This window comes from Sphingomonas sp. 22176, assembly GCF_052045505.1.
Classification (GTDB): domain Bacteria; phylum Pseudomonadota; class Alphaproteobacteria; order Sphingomonadales; family Sphingomonadaceae; genus Sphingomonas.
Genome location: NZ_JBQEPL010000003.1, coordinates 305,837 through 321,219 on the forward strand (window position 1 = coordinate 305,837; position 15,383 = coordinate 321,219).

Here is a 15,383-nt window from a genome sequence, read left to right on the forward strand (position 1 = left end):
TGGAATCATGACCGGCTTTCCGATCCTTTCCGTCCTGCTCGCGGTGCCTGCGGCTGCCGCAGTGCTCTGCCTGTTCGTGGGCGCCCGGGGCGCCCGCTGGACGGCGCTCCTCGCGACGCTCGTCAATCTGGCGCTCGGCGCCTGGCTCTGGACCCAGTTCCAGCATGGCGACGGTGCCCCGCAGTGGCAGTTCGTCGAGCATGTCACGCTGTTCAAGATGGGCGGCGTCGAGTTCTCCTGGGCGCTCGGCATCGACGGCTTCGCCTTCCTGCTGATCGAGCTCTCGCTGTTCCTGATGCCGATCTGCATCGGCGCCAGCTGGCTCTCGGTCACCAAGCGCGTGCCGGAATACATGGCGGCGTTCCTCGCGACCGAAGTGCTGATGATCGGCACCTTCGCCGCGCAGGACCTGTTCCTGTTCTACATCTTCTTCGAAGGTGGCCTGATCCCGATGTACCTGATCATCGGCATCTGGGGCGGCGTGAACCGCATCTACGCGTCGTACAAATTCTTCCTGTACACGCTGCTCGGCTCGCTGCTGATGCTCATCGCGATGATCGCAATGGTGCTGACCACCGGCACAACCTCGATCCCGTACCTGATGGCCTATGATTTCCCGGCCAGCTGGCAGACCTGGCTGTGGCTCGCCTTCTTCGCCTCGTTCGCGGTGAAGATGCCGATGTGGCCGGTCCACACCTGGCTTCCCGATGCGCACGTCCAGGCGCCGACCGCAGGGTCGGTCATCCTGGCGGGCGTGCTGCTGAAGCTCGGCGGCTATGGCTTCCTGCGCTTCTCGCTGCCGATGTTCCCGGTCGCGTCGGTGCAGTTCATGGGCTTGGTGTTCGCGCTTTCCTGCGTCGCGGTAGTCTACACCTCGCTCGTCGCGCTCGTGCAGAGCGACATGAAGAAGCTGATCGCCTATTCGTCGGTCGCGCACATGGCGATCGTCACCATGGCTCTGTTCGCCTTCAACGCGAACGGCATCGACGGTGCGATGATGGTGATGCTGGGCCACGGCGTGGTCTCGGGCGCGCTGTTCCTGTGCGTCGGCATCATCTATGATCGCCTGCACACCCGCGAGATCGACCGGTACGGCGGTCTGGCGATCAACATGCCGCGCTATGCCGTGCTGTTCCTGCTGTTCACCATGGCCTCGATCGGCCTGCCGGGCACCAGCAACTTCGTTGGCGAATTCTTCAGCCTCGCCGGCGTGTACCAGGTCTCGACCTGGACCGCGCTGATCGGCACCACCGGCATCATCCTCGGCGCCGCCTACATGCTCTACCTGTTCCGTCGGGTGGTGTGGGGCGACCTGACCAAGGACGATGTGAAGGCGATGCCGGACCTCGACGGTCGCGAAGTGGCGATGCTCGTCGCACTGGCTGCCGTGGTGCTGTGGATGGGCGTGTACCCGACCAGCTTCACCGCACCGATGCACGCCGACGTCGCCCGGCTGACGCAGCGCCTCGACAGCGCCGCGCACACCGCGTCGATCAGCGACTCCAAGCCCACGCCGGGTTCGCCGCAGGCGGCCCCCGCCCATGAAGCCTCCGCGCACGGGGAGGCGCACTGATGTCCTATTCGATGCAACTAATGATGACGCTGCCCGAGTTGGTGCTCGCGGCCGGTTCGATCGTCCTGATGCTGGTCGCTGCCTTTGGCGGCCAGGCATCGACCAAGCTGGTGAGCTGGGCCTCGGTGGCGCTGCTCGCCGGTGCCGGCATCGCGCTGGCGGGCCCGGCCTCGACCGGTGGCGTCGCGTTTGGCGGTCTGTTCCGCGCGGATGCGTTCGCTACCTTCGCCAAGGTGGTGATCTATGTCGCCGCGGCAGTGTCGATCCTCGTCGCGCCCAAGTTCTTTGAGCGTACCTCGGGCGACGATCTGCGTCCGGAATATCCGGTGCTGATCCTGCTTTCGACCGTGGGCATGGGCATGATGGTGTCGGCGGGCGACCTGCTGACCCTGTATGTCGGCCTCGAGCTGCAGAGCCTCTCGGCCTACATCCTCGCCAGCTTCATGCGGCGGGACACGCGCTCGGCGGAAGCGGGCCTGAAGTATTTCGTGCTCGGCGCGCTGGCTTCGGGCATCCTGCTCTACGGCATCAGCCTGGTCTACGGTTTCTCCGGCACGACGCTGTTCGACGGCATTGCCGAGGCCTACAGCGCCGGTACCAGCGGCAGCCAGCACACCGGCCTGCTGTTCGGCCTGGTGTTCGTGTTCGCCGGTCTCGCCTTCAAGATCTCGGCCGTGCCGTTCCACATGTGGACGCCAGACGTGTACGAAGGCGCACCGACCCCGGTCACCGCCTATTTCGCCTCGGCGCCCAAGGTGGCGGCGGTGGCGATGGCGGTCCGCGTCGCGGTCGATGCGATGGGCCCGGCGATCCTCGAATGGCGCCAGATCGTGATCTTCGCCTCGCTCGCCTCGATCATCTTCGGTGCGGTGGCGGCGATCGGCCAGACCAACATCAAGCGTCTGCTCGCCTATTCGTCGATCAACAATGTCGGCTTCGCGCTGATCGGCCTTGCCGCCGGCGGCGAGGAAGGCGTGGCGAGCGTGCTCGTCTACATGGCGGTCTATGTCGTGATGACGATCGGCGGCTTCCTGGTGGTGCTGCAGATGCGCGGCGAGGATGGCGAGCAGATCGAGACGATCGCGAGCCTGTCGGGCATGTCGCGGACCCGCCCGGGCCTGGCGGCGGCGCTGGCGATCTTCATGTTCAGCCTTGCCGGCATCCCTCCGCTGCTCGGCTTCTTCGCCAAGCTGGGCGTGTTCATGGCGGCGGTGCATTCGGGCTTGATCGCATTCGCGACGGTGGGTGCCGCGGCCTCGACGATCGGTGCCTTCTACTACCTCAAGATCGTCAAGACGATGTACTTCGACGAGCCGGCGCCGGCGTTTGCAGGCAAGACCAACCTGGTCGAGGGCGGCTTGATCGCGATCAGCGCGGTCGTGATCTCGCCAATCGGCTGGCTGGTGTTCGGTGCGATCGGCACCTGGTCGCTGGTCGCCGCGAAGTCGCTGTTCTGACACCTGTGATCCGGACCGTCGCCGAGACGGGATCGACCAATGCCGACATCCTTTCCCTGGCGCTTACGGGCGCCGGGGAAGGGCTGTGGCTCCGGGCCGAACGCCAGACCGCCGGCAAGGGCCGGCAGGGGCGCGCCTGGGTCTCGCCTGCGGGCAATCTCTACATTTCCACGCTGGTCCGCGTGCGGCCGACCGATCCCTCGCCGGCGACGCTGGCGCTGCTCTCGGCCGTGGCGCTGGAAGAGGCGGTGCGGGCGTTCGGTGTATCGCCGATGCTCAAATGGCCCAACGACCTGCTGGTCGACGGCGCCAAGCTCTCCGGGATCCTGCTGGAGCGGGCGGGGGATGCGATCGCGGTCGGCATCGGCGTCAACCTGGCCGCGGCACCCGAGGGGCTCGACCGCGCCGCGACCAGCCTGGCCGCGCAGGGCGTCACCGTCACCCCCGACATTGTCGCCGAGGTGCTCGCCGAGAGCTTCGGCCGCTGGCTGGAGCGCTGGCGGGGTGAGGGCATGTGGCCCGTCCGCGAGCGCTGGCTCGCCAAGGCGCATCCCGAGGGCACCGCGCTCACCGCACGGCTCGCCGACGGGTCGAGCTTCGACGGGCTGTTCGGCGGGTTGGATTCGAGCGGGGCGCTGATCCTGCGCTTGGCCGATGGAACGACCCGTGCCATTCACGCGGGCGATGTGTTCCTGCTGTAACGAGGAAAAGGGAAGGGCGATGCTGCTCGCGATCGACGCCGGCAATACCAATGTCGTGTTCGCGCTGGTGGACGGCGGCGAGATCCGCGCCCGCTGGCGCATCGCCACCGATCCCCGCCGCACCGCCGACGAATATGCGGTGTGGCTCAGCCAATTGCTGGCGCTGGAGGGCTTCGACCGCAGCGCGGTGAGTGGGGTGATCGTCGGCACGGTGGTGCCGCGCGCGCTCCACAATCTCGAGGTGCTCGCCAGCAAGTACTTCAAGACCGAGGCGGTGATCGCGGGCAAGGGCAGCGCCGAATGGGGCTTCGCGCTCGACGTGGACGAGCCGCAGAATCTCGGTGCCGACCGCGCGCTCAACGTGCTTGCCGGCCATGCGCGTCATGCCGGCGATCTGATCATCATCGATTTCGGCACCGCGACCACCTTCGACGTGGTCGATTATCGCGGCGCCTATAAGGGCGGGATCATCGCGCCGGGCATCAACCTCTCGCTGGACGCCTTGGTGACCGCCGCCGCCAAGCTGCCGCGCATCGCCATTTCCGCGCCCGAGACCGCCAGCGTGGTCGGTCGGAACACGGTCGATCAGATGCATATCGGCATCTATTGGGGTTATGTAGCGATGATCGAGGGGCTGGTCGCGCGGCTGAAGGCCGAGGTGGGCAGGCCGCTCAAGGTTATTGCGACGGGTGGGCTGGCGATTCTCTTCGAAACGCATACATCTGTCTTCGATACGATCGAGCCCGATCTGACCATTCAGGGCTTGGCGATGCTGTGGGAACGCAGCCAGCAAGGAAATTAAGTGACTCCAAGAAACGAACTGCTCTTCCTCGCCCTTGGTGGCTCGGGCGAGATTGGCATGAACGTCAATCTCTATGGCTGCGACGGCAAGTGGCTGATGGTCGATTGCGGCATCACCTTCGGCGACGCCAGCTATCCCGGCATCGACGTGATCCTGCCCGATCTCCAGTTCATCGAGGACCGGGTGGACGATCTGCTCGGCATCGTGCTGACGCACGGGCATGAGGACCATATCGGCGCGCTGCCTTATCTCGCCGCCGATCTCGGCGTGCCGCTCTACGCGACGCCGTTCACCGCGGGCCTGATCCACGGCAAGCTCGCCGAGGAAGGCATCGAGGACCGCGTCGAGCTCAACGTGGTCAAGGAAGAGGGGCCGTTCGACATCGGCCCGTTCACGATCACCTACACCCCGCTCGCCCACTCGATCCCCGAGGGCAATGCGGTGCTGATCGAGACGCCGTACGGCAAGGTGTTCCACACCGGCGACTGGAAGCTGGACGAAGCGCCGTCGCTCGGCGGTTCGGCGACCGCCGAGGAACTGACCGCGATCGGTGACAAGGGCGTGCTCGCGCTCGTCTGCGACTCGACCAACGTGTTCAACCCCGAAGCCTCGGGCTCGGAAGCGGATGTGCGCACCGGTCTCGACGAGGTCGTCGCGGCGGCGAAGGGCCGCGTGCTCGTCACCACCTTCGCGTCGAACGCGGCGCGGCTGCAGACGCTGGGCGAGGTCGCGCGCGACACCGGCCGCGAGCTGTGCGTGGCCGGGCGCTCGCTCGACCGCATCATCCGCGTCGCCAAGGCGACCGGCTATCTGCGTGACTTCCCCGAACTGATCGACTTCGACAAGGCGATGACGCTGCCCGCCTCGCGCGTGCTGATCGTCGCCACCGGCGGCCAGGGCGAGCCGCGCGCCGCGCTCAACCGCATCGCCGAGGGCAGCCATGTGCTGAAGCTCCATCAGGGCGACCTGGTGGTGTTCTCCTCGCGCCAGATCCCGGGCAACGAGATCGCGATCGGCAAGATCATGAACACGCTGGCCGACAAGGGCGTCGACATCATCACCGACCGCCAGGCCTTCGTCCACGTCTCGGGTCACCCGGGCCGCCCCGAGCTGGCCGAGATGTACAAGTGGATCCGGCCGGAGATCATCGTGCCGGTGCACGGCGAGATCCGCCACATGCACGAACAGGCCCGTTTCGCGCTGTCGCAGGGCGTGCCCAAGGCAGTGAAGCAGCAGAATGGCGAGATCATTCGCCTCGCGCCCAACGGCCCGGCCAAGATTGGTCATGCGCCGGTCGGCCGCCTCGTCCTCGACGGCGACGTGATCCTGCCCGCCGACGGCGCAACGATGAGCGAGCGCCGCCGCATTGCTCTCTATGGCCAGATGTCGGTCGCGGTGGCGATCGACCGCAAGGGCAAGCTGGTGGGTGCGCCGCAGATCCGCATCCAGGGCGTGCCGGTGGAAGAAGACCGTGACGACCTGATCGAGGCGGCGGCCAAGGCGGCGCGCGAGGCGGTCGCCAAGGATGGCCGCGATCGCGACAAGCTGCGCGAATCGCTGCGCCTTGCGGTGCGGCGGGTCGCGGTGCGCTTCACCGGCAAGAAGCCGGTAGTGGACGTGCTGCTGATCGAGGCGTAACCTCACCCCATGAAGTGGCAGTCGGCGCTCGCGATCTATACGCTCTTCTGGGCGATGTCGGTGTTCTTCGTACTGCCCTTCGGGGTGCGGACCAGCGAGGAGGCGGGCGTACCGCTCGTCCCTGGCCAGGCGCCGAGCGCGCCGCACAGCTTCAACCCGACGAAGATCGTGGTGCGCACCACGATCCTTTCGGCGGTGCTGTTCGCGGCCTTCTACCTCAATTACGTCTATGGCTGGGTGACCGCCGACATGCTCGACTGGACGCGGTAACCACCGGCAAAACAAGCTTTTGTTGACCATGAGGTAGGTTCGGTCGCCTATAAGAACCGGATGGAAGACCTGCGCCGCCACCACGCCCAGATGCTCGCCGCACTCGACGAACTCGAGCAACTCACGCAATCGCCCAGCTGTGACGACAAGGTGGTGACGGCCGTGCGCTACCGCCTGACCCGCGCCAGCAGCGCGCGGCGGCGTGAGGTGGTTGCACTGTGTGAGCGGCTGATCGCGGCGGGGACGGGCGATCCCGCGCTGAAGGCCCTGCGCGATGCGACCAATGCCTCGCGCGGCGCCTCCAGCAGTCATATCGGCACCTGGACGCTCCGGCAGGTGATTGCCGACTGGCCCGGCTATGTCCGTGCATCGAAGGCGATGCGGGCAGCGCTGCGGCGCGAGGTCGAGCGGGAGGTCGCGGTCCTGACGCCGCATTTTGCCGTAGCGGTGTAAGCGTTCACCATTCTGTCATCGTCGCTTGCCATGCGACGTGGGACGGGTTCGCATCTCCTCGCTACGACCGAGGCTGGGTGCCTGCCGCTCCGCGCAAGGAAACTGAACGATGCACACTACGCGCCGCGAACTGTTGCTGGGCGCTGCTGGGTCCATGCTGCTGGTGGGCGCGCCGGATATCGTGCGTGCGCAGCAGATTTTCCGAGCCTATCCGTTCACGCTCGGCATTGCGGCCGGCGATGCGTCGGCGGACGGCTTCGTGCTGTGGACGCGCCTCGCCCCGGACCCGCTGGAGCCGCATGGCGGCATGCCGATGGCGCCGATCGCGGTGCAGTGGGAAGTCGGCGCCGACCCCGCCTTCAAGACGATCGCCGCCAAGGGCGAGGCGCTGGCCCGGCCCGAGCTTGGCCATTCAGTGCATGTCGAGGTCGCGGGGCTGCAGCCGGCGCGGCCCTATTGGTATCGCTTCACCTGCGGCCGCGAGCGCTCGATGCGCGGCCGGGTCAAGACGCTGCCCGCCGCCGGTGCCTCGGTGGGCGAAGCGCGTTTCGTCGTCGCGGGCTGCCAGCATTACGAGCAGGGGCTCTACACCGCCTATGCCCATGCGGCGCGCGAAGAGGCCGACTTCCTCTTCCACTATGGCGACTATATCTACGAGGGCCGCGCCAACCCGTTGGCGTTCGATTATGGCGGCAACCCCAAGAAATTCATCCGCGCGCATGTCGGCGAGGAGCCGTTCAGCCTCGACGACTATCGCCGTCGGTACGCCCAGTACAAGACGGACACCGATCTCCAGGCCGCGCATGCCGCGACCGGCTGGTATGCGACCTTCGACGACCATGAAGTCCAGAACAACTGGGTGAGCGACCGCGACCAGAACGGCACGCCCCCCGAGGCTTTCCTGCTCCGCCGCGCCTCCGCCTTCCAGGCCTGGTACGAGCATATGCCGGTGCGCAGCAGCGCGATCCCCAAGGGGGATACGATCCAGGCCTATCGCCGTGCGCGTTTCGGCGATCTGCTGGACCTGCATCTGCTCGACACGCGGCAGTTCCGCACCGACCAGCCCTGCGACGACGGCTTCAAGCCGAAATGCGCCGGTTGGGATGCCGCCGATGCGCAGGTGCTCGGCACCCCGCAGGAAGCATGGCTCGGCCGCAACCTTGCCGAGGGCAAGGCGCGCTGGAATGCCATCGCCCAGCAGGTGATGATGATGCCGCTCGACCGCCGCATGGGCGACGAGCCGGCGCCGATCCGCAACATGGACAGCTGGGGTGGCTACGACCGGCCCCGCGAGCGGCTGCTCTCCAGCTTCGCCGGGCATGGCAATGTCGTGGTGCTGACCGGCGACGAGCACCAGAATTATGCCGGCGAGCTGCGCACCCGCGCCGGCCAGGGCGAGGCGGTGGCGGTGGAGTTCGTCTCCACCTCGATCAGCTCGGGCGGCGACGGGGCGGACGTTCGCTCGGGAAGCGACAAGATCCTCGGCCACAACCCGTATCTGAAATACATGAACGACCGCCGCGGCTATCTGCTCTGCGACGTCACCCGTGACCAGTGGCAGGCGCAGTTCCGCACCGTCGACACGGTCACCGAACCCGGCGCACCGGTGAAGACGGCGCGCACCGCGATCGTGCCGCACGGGCGCCCCGAGCTCAGCTTCAGCTGAGCCCGGCGGCAGGCCGGGGGCCTTAGTTGCGGAGCCGCTCGATCGCCTGGGCGAGCGCGACGTAGAGCTTGCCCGCGTCGGACGAGAGCAGGGTCACCGCCAGCGGATTGCCTTCGCGCAGGCCCAGCACCTGGCGGAGCATCGTCTCGAAATCATGGACATAGCGGTGGACGTTCTCGCGGAACGTCTCGTCATGGTCGTACAGCCGGTGGATCTCGCGCGCCTCGTGCGGCGCGAGCAGGCGCACCGCGCGGCGGGTGAACACGCCGCGGTCGCCCTTGAGATAGGCGCCCCAGGCACCGTCGGTCACCTCGGTCGAAAAGGTCTTGGCGATGTCGATCGAGGTCGAGTGCAGCGCGTCGATCAGCAGTGCCATGCGGTGGGCGAAGCCGTCGCTGTCGGCGCGCTCCTGCGCGTCCTGCGCTTCGGCGATGCGGGTCTCGGCGAGCTGGTTGGCTTCCTCGAGCACGGTCATCTGCGCGCGGAGATGCTCGGCGGCGCGGGCGGCGGCGCCGATCGCGGCGTCGGCGGCCTTGGTCAGCGTGTCGACCTGCCGGCGAACCGACAGCTCGACGGCATGTTCGATCACCTGATCGGTCGCGTCCTGCAGCACGCGGTTGACCGCCGGCACGATGCCGTCGATCGCCTCGCGGGCATGGTCGGCGGCCTTGTTGGCGCTGTCGCGGACGCGGAGCAGCGTCTCGATCAGTTCGGGCGCGGCCTCGCTGGTGAAGCTCTTCGCGTGGAGGATCGCGCCGTCGACCGCGCGGCTGAGCGTCTCGGCCTGCTCGGCGGCGGTCGCCAGCGTCTCGGCGAGCGCGGCGCGGCCGCGTTCGAGCGCGGTCTGCTGATGGGTGACCGATGCAGCGATCCCTGCGACGGCATCGTGCGTGGTCTCGGCAGCGGTGACCAGGCCGAGCAGCTCGGGCTTGGAGGCGGCGATGCGCTTGCGGGTGGCGTCGATCCGCTCGTCGAGCCGTTCGAGCGAAGCGGGCATCGTCTCGTCGAGCTCCCGCGCGGCGGCGTCTAGCGCGGTGAGCAGGTTTTCCGCGGTGGCGATCACCTCGCGCGCGGTGCCTTCGCCGGTGCGCATCGACTGGGTCATGCCGTCCATCGACTGGTGGAGCCCGTGGATCGCGGCGGCCAGCGCCTCGGTGCGGCGGGTGCCGGCGGCGTGAAGGACTTCCAGCTCCGAATCGAAAGTCGACGCACCTTCGGAAAGGCGGGCGAACAGCGCGTCGCCGCGGCGCTGTTCCTCGCTGAGCCGCGACGAGATGCGGATGATCGCATCCTCGATCAGCGCCATGCGCTGCGCCATCGCGGTGCTGCTGTCCTCGGTCGCGCGTTCGAGCGCGGCTTGGTTGGCGCCGAGCATCGCCAGCATCGCGTCGCCTTGCGCAGCGATGCCCTGGCGCGACTGGTCGACCGCGGCGGCGGCGCGATCGAGCACCGCATCGACCTGCGCGGACATCTGGTCGGTCACCTGTTCAAGCCGGCTGCTCGCCGCCTCGCTGGTCGCTTCCATGCGGGAGATATGCGCGGCGAGCCGCTCGGCGGCGCCGCTGGCGATGCGATCTGCCTCGCGACCGCGCTCGGCGAGCACGGTCAGCTGGATATCGAGCGCGGCGGCGGTCTGGCCCGCCTGCAGCCCGGCCTGATCGACACGATCGGCCAGCCCGCGCATTTCCTCGTGCGCCCTGGGCAGCGAGGCGAGGATCACCGCGACGCTGTGCTCGGCGGCGCCGGTGACGGCGCTCAGCTGCTGGGTGCTGGCGGCGACCGTCTCGGCCTGGCGCTGGGCGCTGGCGGCGGCATGGGCGAGGCGCTCGGCCGCGGCGTCGCTCAGCACCGACAAGCTGGTTTCCTGCTCGGCGAGCGCGTTGCGTTGGGCGAGCAGGCGATCGGTGAGCGCGGCGGTGCGCGCTTCGAGCTCCTCGGCCGCCACGCGCATCGCCCGCGCGGTATCGGCATGGCGGCGCGCCTCGGCGGTGCTGGTGCGCACCGCGATCAGGTAGAGCAGCGCGACCACGGCAGCAGGCACGCAGAGCGACGCGAGCAGCTGGACGCGCTGGAAGTTGCTCAGCGGCTCGTCCCAGGCGGGCAGCGCGAGCGCCGCCATGCCATAGGTCGCGCCGACCCCGGCCGCGACCGCGAGCAGGGTGAGGATCCAGCCGAGGCGCGGCGCTTCGAGCGGCTCGGCGGGCGCCAAGGGTGCGGGTTCGTCGATCACCAGGCTTTCCGCGAGCACGGGCGGCTCGGCGGCGTGGGTGTCGAACGATACGGCGGATTCAGCGGTGGAGCCCCCAGTCATCGGGCCACCTTACCAGCTTTGCCGCGCGGACCAAGACCGGGTTGGCAACCAACGGTTAACGAAGGTGGAGATAGGATTAGCCATGGCTTATGATCCCGGTGCAATCGATACGAGTCTGGCGGCTGCGGTGGGCGACGATCCCGCGCTGATCGCCGAGCTTCGCGACGCGTTCCTCGAGAGCGTCCATCGTTCGGTCGACATGATGAGGACCTCCAAGGGCGCCGAGCAATGGTCAGGCGCCGCGCTGCGGCTGCAGAGCCTGGCCGGCAGCTTCGGCGCGACCAGCCTGATGGGCCTGGCCGAAGAGGCCGTGCGGCGCAGCGCCCAGGACGGCGCGCTGCTGCGACGGATCGACAAGGCGGTGGAGAAGCTTTGAGCCCACGTCATTAGCCGGGAAAAAAGTGATCGCTGCTGAGGAGCTGCTCGGCAAATTGCCGAACCAGCTTCCACAGCTGGGTGAAATAACGTCTGAGCGCGTTGACGATCGAGACTATCTCAGTTCAATCGCGTTCGGGATATCCTTGGTGGTCGTAGATGGCCACGTCGCGGCTGTGTTCATCTATGGCGGTGAGAAGGATGGCTTCGCGCGCTTCCCATTTCGCGTTCCGCTCGGCCTGACCTTTGACATGTCGCGGGATGTGGTCCGCTCTCACCTTGGAAGTCCTGAAGAAAGCTCTGAAGCTGGCCGGGTGCTCGTGCTAGGATGGAAGCCGGCATGGGATAACTTCGTACGCGATGGTTTCAAACTGCACGTGGAGTACTCGGAGGACCTAACCTCAGTACAGATGTTTACAGTACTACCGATCTCATGAGCTGCATTGGCGAGCATCGCTTTTCATGAATGACGGCAGGTTATCCGTCTTCAATCCGCCGCCGCGGACTCCGGCTCGAACACATCCTTCTCCCAATTCCGCACATAGGCCGAGCCGGTGGGGGCATCGATCAGGTGGACCCAGCTATCGTCGATGTTGAGCACCCGGCCGAGCGCGACGCACTCGATCGCACGCGCGCCGATCGCTTCGTCTTCCAGCCCGCGATAGTCGCCGCGGATGCGCCAGCCGCTGTCGGGCGCGTCGCCGACGCTGGGGGGCAGGGGCAGCTCGCGGTAGAGATAATGGACCGCCGCACCCTGTTCGAGCACGCAGCTATCGACCAGGCAGCGCGCGTCGTAATGGCGCCGCGCCGGGGCCGACGGCGGGCGCACCGGGCGATCTTCGCCCCAGCGCAGGTCGATCACGTCGCCGCGGCGGAACGCCACCTCGCGGCCGGGGCGGAGCTGGGGCATGTCCAGGGGCACGTTGTCCAGCCGGCCCCAGAGCTTCTCGCCCTCGGCGCGGGTGATCTCCACCCACATCCGCTCGGCGGCATAGTCGCGCGACGGCGGGGTGGACTGGAAGATCAGCTTGGCGAGGTCGCCAGGCCGCAGCGCCAGTGCTTCGTTCTCGCTGGGCAGGAAGAAGGTGTAGGGCGCGGCATCGGCCATCGGCCGGGGGTCGGCGATGGTGTAGCTACCGAACAGGCGCCGGTGCCAACGGTGGAGCATGTCGCGGATCGTACTCATCGCTTTCTACTCAACTCGCGCATCGCCGCATCGATCCCTGCAATCGTGAGAGGATACATGCGATCGCGCATCAGTTCGCGGATCATCGACACCGAGTGCGAATAGCCCCATTGCGCCTCGGGCAATACGTTGAGCCAGACGGTGGCGGGCCAAGTGTCGGTCACCCGCCGCAGCCAGGTGGCGCCGGGCTCGTCGTTCAGATGCTCGACCGAGCCGCCGACCTGGGTGATCTCATAGGGGCTCATCGACGCGTCGCCGACGAAGATCACCTTATAGTCCGGGCCATATTTGTGGAGGAGGTCGGCGGTGCGGGTGCGCTCGGTGAACCGCCTGCGATTATCCTTCCACACGCCTTCGTAGAGGCAGTTGTGGAAGTAGAAGAACTCCAGGTTCTTGAACTCGCTGGTCGCGGCCGAGAACAGCTCCTCGCAGAGCTTGACGAACGGGTCCATCGATCCGCCCACGTCGAGGAAAAGCAGCAGCTTCACCGCATTGTGCCGCTCGGGCCGCATCTTGACGTCGAGCCAGCCTTGCCTTGCGGTGCCGGCGATCGTGCCGTCGATGTCGAGCTCTTCCGCCGCACCCTCGCGGGCGAAGCGGCGCAGGCGGCGCAGCGCCACCTTGATGTTGCGGGTGCCGAGCTCGCGGGTGGAATCGAGGTTGCGATAGTCGCGCGCCTCCCACACCTTCACCGCGCGCTGGTGCTTGCCTTCGCCGCCGATCCGCACGCCTTCCGGGTTGTAGCCGCCATTGCCGAAGGGGGAGGTGCCGCCGGTGCCGATCCACTTGCTGCCGCCCTGGTGGCGTTCGTGCTGCTCGTTCAGCCGCTGCTGGAGCGTCTCCATCAGCTTGTCCCACGAGCCGAGCGCCTCGATCGCCGCCTTTTCCTCGTCGCTTAAGTATTTGTCGGCGATCGCGCGGAGCCATTCCTCGGGGATCTCGGCCGGGGCGACGCCGTAATTGGAGGCGATGCCGCGGAACACCTTGGCGAACACCTGGTCGAAGCGGTCGAGCAGCCCCTCGTCCTTCACATAGGTGGCGCGGGCGAGGAAGTAGAAGGCCTCGGGCGTCGGCTCGATCACCTGCGCGTCGAGCGCTTCGAGCAGCAGGAGGTGTTCTTTGAGGCTGGCAGGGATGCCCGCGGCGCGCAGTTCGTCGAGAAAGGCGAGGAACATGGCGCTAGACTAGGCCTGCGGGGCGGGGCGCGTCCATTACGTTGCGCGCCGGAGGGGATGCGCCCGGCGCATGTTCATTTCTGCCGCCGCGCCATGAAGGCCAGCCGCTCGAACAGCATCACGTCCTGCTCGTTCTTGAGCAGCGCGCCGTGGAGCGGCGGGATCGCCTTGTTGGGATCGCGCGACTGGAGCACCTCCAGCGGCATCTCCTCGTGGAGCAGCAGCTTGAGCCAGTCGAGCAGCTCGCTGGTGGAGGGCTTCTTCTTGATGCCCGGCACTTCGCGGATCTCGTAGAACAGGTCCATCGCGCGGCTGACCAGCAGCTTCTGGATGCCGGGGAAGTGGACGTCGACGATCGCCTGCATCGTGTCGCGATCGGGGAACTTGATATAGTGGAAGAAGCAGCGGCGCAGGAACGCGTCGGGCAGCTCCTTCTCGTTGTTCGAGGTGATGACGACGATCGGGCGCTCGGCGGCGCGGACATTCTCGCCGGTCTCGTAGACATGGAATTCCATGCGATCGAGTTCCTGGAGCAGGTCGTTCGGGAACTCGATATCGGCCTTGTCGATCTCGTCGATCAGCAGCACGGGGAGGACCGGGCTGGTGAACGCCTCCCACAATTTGCCCTTGCGGATATAGTTGCCGATGTCGTGCACCCGCGGATCGCCGAGCTGGCCGTCGCGCAGCCGCGCCACCGCGTCATATTCGTACAGGCCCTGCTGCGCCTTGGTGGTCGACTTGACGTTCCACTCGATCAGCGGCGCGTTCACCGCCTTGGCGATTTCGGTCGCCAGCACGGTCTTGCCGGTGCCGGGCTCGCCCTTGACGAGCAGCGGGCGTCGCAGCGTGACGGCGGCATTGACCGCGACCTTCAGGTCCGCGGTGGCGACATAGCTCTGGGTACCTTCGAAGCGCATGCGCAGAAGGTGGGACGAACAGTGGCGGGATGCAACCCATCCCGAGGGGCAGGTCAGCCCCGGCTGCGGGCGCTGGCGCGGGCTTCCAGCAGGTCCCACAGCCCGCGATGCTGGGCGAAGACCTGTTGCGCGCCGAACAGCATCGCGCGCTCGTGCGCGGCTTCGCGGGCCAGTGCGTCGACCACGCTGACGGTCTCCTCGGGGATCGGCAGGCTTGGGGGCTTGGGATCGACCCCGAAGCTCGTCGCGGCACGATCGAGCACCGCGCGGATCGCCACCCACTCGATCGCCAGCGCGATCGCCGCGCCGGTCGCGCAGCCGGCGCGATCGGACTGGGCGAGCATGTCGAGCGCATGGCGCTGCGCGGCGGCGGCGGCTTCGCTTTCGGCATGGCCGGGGGTGCTGGGCAGGGGGCCCACCGCGGCGACGAGGCGGACGAGATAGGCGCGCTCCGCCACGAAGGCGTCGGCGGCGGCTTCCAGCCATTCGCATTCGATCGGGCGGCGGGCATGGCCGGCGGCATAGTCGACCAGCCCGGGATGGCGGCCATGCAGGCGCGCGATATGGTGGACCGCGTCGGCCAGATCGCGGCGGGGCAGGGTGGCGGCGCGGAGCGCGCGCAGATGCAGATGCTGGGCGCTGCCGTCGGATCCCGCCAGCGCCCCCATCGGGCCCCAAGCGCCCGACAAATGCTCGATCGGTGCGGTATCCAAGAGCATGACCTTCCTCATCTGGACAGTGCCGCCCGCCATCGGCCGGTTCAGAGGAGATCGCACAGCGACGATACCGAAGCGCATAGAAAGATGGTTACGCCGAAATTAATCTTGAAAGACAGGATTTCGGCTCCCCACGCGTCCTT

15 protein-coding genes are annotated in these 15,383 nt (G+C 67.4%); 10 read left to right on the forward strand and 5 right to left on the reverse strand.

All coding sequences use genetic code 11. The features are described from left to right. Window positions 1-7: 7 nt before the first annotated feature. The 8 genes from ACTJKY_RS13365 to ACTJKY_RS13400 all read left to right on the forward strand — a co-directional run bounded on the left by ACTJKY_RS13365 (window position 8) and on the right by ACTJKY_RS13400 (window position 8,560). Window positions 8-1,573 carry an NADH-quinone oxidoreductase subunit M gene (locus tag ACTJKY_RS13365; protein WP_440846632.1) on the forward strand — a complete coding sequence of 522 codons (1,566 nt, stop codon included), beginning with the start codon at window positions 8-10 and terminating at the stop codon, window positions 1,571-1,573. Next, on the forward strand, window positions 1,573-3,030 hold the full coding sequence (gene nuoN / locus ACTJKY_RS13370; RefSeq protein WP_440846633.1) for an NADH-quinone oxidoreductase subunit NuoN: 1,458 nt from the start codon (window positions 1,573-1,575) through the stop codon (window positions 3,028-3,030). Before ACTJKY_RS13365 ends, nuoN begins: the two co-directional genes overlap by 1 nt. Window positions 3,031-3,035: 5 nt before the next feature. Then, complete coding sequence (locus tag ACTJKY_RS13375; protein ID WP_440846634.1) at window positions 3,036-3,731, forward strand: biotin--[acetyl-CoA-carboxylase] ligase; 696 nt, start codon at window positions 3,036-3,038, stop codon at window positions 3,729-3,731. A gap of 19 nt (window positions 3,732-3,750) precedes the next feature. Next, window positions 3,751-4,533, forward strand: coding sequence for a type III pantothenate kinase (locus ACTJKY_RS13380; protein ID WP_440846635.1), 783 nt, complete (start codon window positions 3,751-3,753; stop codon window positions 4,531-4,533). Then, complete coding sequence (locus ACTJKY_RS13385; RefSeq protein WP_440846636.1) at window positions 4,534-6,171, forward strand: ribonuclease J; 1,638 nt, start codon at window positions 4,534-4,536, stop codon at window positions 6,169-6,171. Between the two features lie 9 nt (window positions 6,172-6,180). After that, the gene (locus ACTJKY_RS13390) at window positions 6,181-6,441 is read left to right on the forward strand and encodes a DUF1467 family protein (protein WP_141985617.1); all 261 of its coding nucleotides are present in this window, start codon (window positions 6,181-6,183) and stop codon (window positions 6,439-6,441) included. A 60-nt stretch (window positions 6,442-6,501) separates the two neighbouring features. Continuing rightward, a complete protein-coding gene (locus ACTJKY_RS13395) occupies window positions 6,502-6,894 on the forward strand; it encodes a hypothetical protein (RefSeq protein WP_440846637.1) in 393 nt (130 codons plus the stop codon). Between the two features lie 109 nt (window positions 6,895-7,003). Next, a complete protein-coding gene (locus ACTJKY_RS13400; RefSeq protein ID WP_440846638.1) occupies window positions 7,004-8,560 on the forward strand; it encodes an alkaline phosphatase D family protein in 1,557 nt (518 codons plus the stop codon). A gap of 22 nt (window positions 8,561-8,582) precedes the next feature. On the opposite strand, the gene ACTJKY_RS13405 is transcribed toward ACTJKY_RS13400, so the two are convergent. Further along, the gene (locus tag ACTJKY_RS13405; RefSeq protein ID WP_440846639.1) at window positions 8,583-10,871 is read right to left on the reverse strand and encodes a hypothetical protein; all 2,289 of its coding nucleotides are present in this window, start codon (window positions 10,869-10,871) and stop codon (window positions 8,583-8,585) included. 82 nt (window positions 10,872-10,953) lie between these two features. Here ACTJKY_RS13405 and ACTJKY_RS13410 point away from each other — a divergent pair, with 82 nt between their 5' ends. Then, window positions 10,954-11,247: an Hpt domain-containing protein gene (locus ACTJKY_RS13410; RefSeq protein ID WP_440846640.1), complete on the forward strand. Its 294-nt coding sequence runs from the start codon at window positions 10,954-10,956 to the stop codon at window positions 11,245-11,247. A gap of 25 nt (window positions 11,248-11,272) precedes the next feature. Then, on the forward strand, window positions 11,273-11,683 hold the full coding sequence (locus tag ACTJKY_RS13415) for a hypothetical protein (RefSeq protein WP_440846641.1): 411 nt from the start codon (window positions 11,273-11,275) through the stop codon (window positions 11,681-11,683). 50 nt (window positions 11,684-11,733) lie between these two features. On the opposite strand, the gene ACTJKY_RS13420 is transcribed toward ACTJKY_RS13415, so the two are convergent. From ACTJKY_RS13420 to ACTJKY_RS13435, 4 genes are all read right to left on the reverse strand, one after another. Next, window positions 11,734-12,432: an immunity protein Imm33 domain-containing protein gene (locus ACTJKY_RS13420; RefSeq protein ID WP_313534893.1), complete on the reverse strand. Its 699-nt coding sequence runs from the start codon at window positions 12,430-12,432 to the stop codon at window positions 11,734-11,736. Beyond that, window positions 12,429-13,607 (reverse strand): vWA domain-containing protein, encoded by a 1,179-nt coding sequence (locus ACTJKY_RS13425; RefSeq protein ID WP_440846642.1) that lies wholly within the window; start codon window positions 13,605-13,607, stop codon window positions 12,429-12,431. Before ACTJKY_RS13425 ends, ACTJKY_RS13420 begins: the two co-directional genes overlap by 4 nt. A gap of 74 nt (window positions 13,608-13,681) precedes the next feature. Next, on the reverse strand, window positions 13,682-14,524 hold the full coding sequence (locus tag ACTJKY_RS13430) for an AAA family ATPase (RefSeq protein WP_440846643.1): 843 nt from the start codon (window positions 14,522-14,524) through the stop codon (window positions 13,682-13,684). Between the two features lie 53 nt (window positions 14,525-14,577). Continuing rightward, window positions 14,578-15,243: a DUF6975 family protein gene (locus ACTJKY_RS13435; protein ID WP_440846644.1), complete on the reverse strand. Its 666-nt coding sequence runs from the start codon at window positions 15,241-15,243 to the stop codon at window positions 14,578-14,580. Between the last annotated feature and the right edge of the window lie 140 nt (window positions 15,244-15,383).

Bases quoted from the DNA above. Each gene is read 5' to 3' on its own strand.
- ACTJKY_RS13365 (WP_440846632.1), top strand. From the start codon at position 8: ATGACCGGCTTTCCGATCCTTTCCGTCCTGCTCGCGGTGCCTGCGGCT.
- ACTJKY_RS13410 (WP_440846640.1), top strand. From the start codon at position 10,954: ATGGCTTATGATCCCGGTGCAATCGATACGAGTCTGGCGGCTGCGGTG.
- ACTJKY_RS13425 (WP_440846642.1), bottom strand. From the start codon at position 13,607: ATGTTCCTCGCCTTTCTCGACGAACTGCGCGCCGCGGGCATCCCTGCC.
- ACTJKY_RS13400 (WP_440846638.1), top strand. From the start codon at position 7,004: ATGCACACTACGCGCCGCGAACTGTTGCTGGGCGCTGCTGGGTCCATG.
- ACTJKY_RS13430 (WP_440846643.1), bottom strand. From the start codon at position 14,524: ATGCGCTTCGAAGGTACCCAGAGCTATGTCGCCACCGCGGACCTGAAG.
- ACTJKY_RS13390 (WP_141985617.1), top strand. From the start codon at position 6,181: ATGAAGTGGCAGTCGGCGCTCGCGATCTATACGCTCTTCTGGGCGATG.
- nuoN (WP_440846633.1), top strand. From the start codon at position 1,573: ATGTCCTATTCGATGCAACTAATGATGACGCTGCCCGAGTTGGTGCTC.
- ACTJKY_RS13405 (WP_440846639.1), bottom strand. From the start codon at position 10,871: ATGACTGGGGGCTCCACCGCTGAATCCGCCGTATCGTTCGACACCCAC.
- ACTJKY_RS13435 (WP_440846644.1), bottom strand. From the start codon at position 15,243: ATGCTCTTGGATACCGCACCGATCGAGCATTTGTCGGGCGCTTGGGGC.
- ACTJKY_RS13420 (WP_313534893.1), bottom strand. From the start codon at position 12,432: ATGAGTACGATCCGCGACATGCTCCACCGTTGGCACCGGCGCCTGTTC.
- ACTJKY_RS13395 (WP_440846637.1), top strand. From the start codon at position 6,502: ATGGAAGACCTGCGCCGCCACCACGCCCAGATGCTCGCCGCACTCGAC.
- ACTJKY_RS13380 (WP_440846635.1), top strand. From the start codon at position 3,751: ATGCTGCTCGCGATCGACGCCGGCAATACCAATGTCGTGTTCGCGCTG.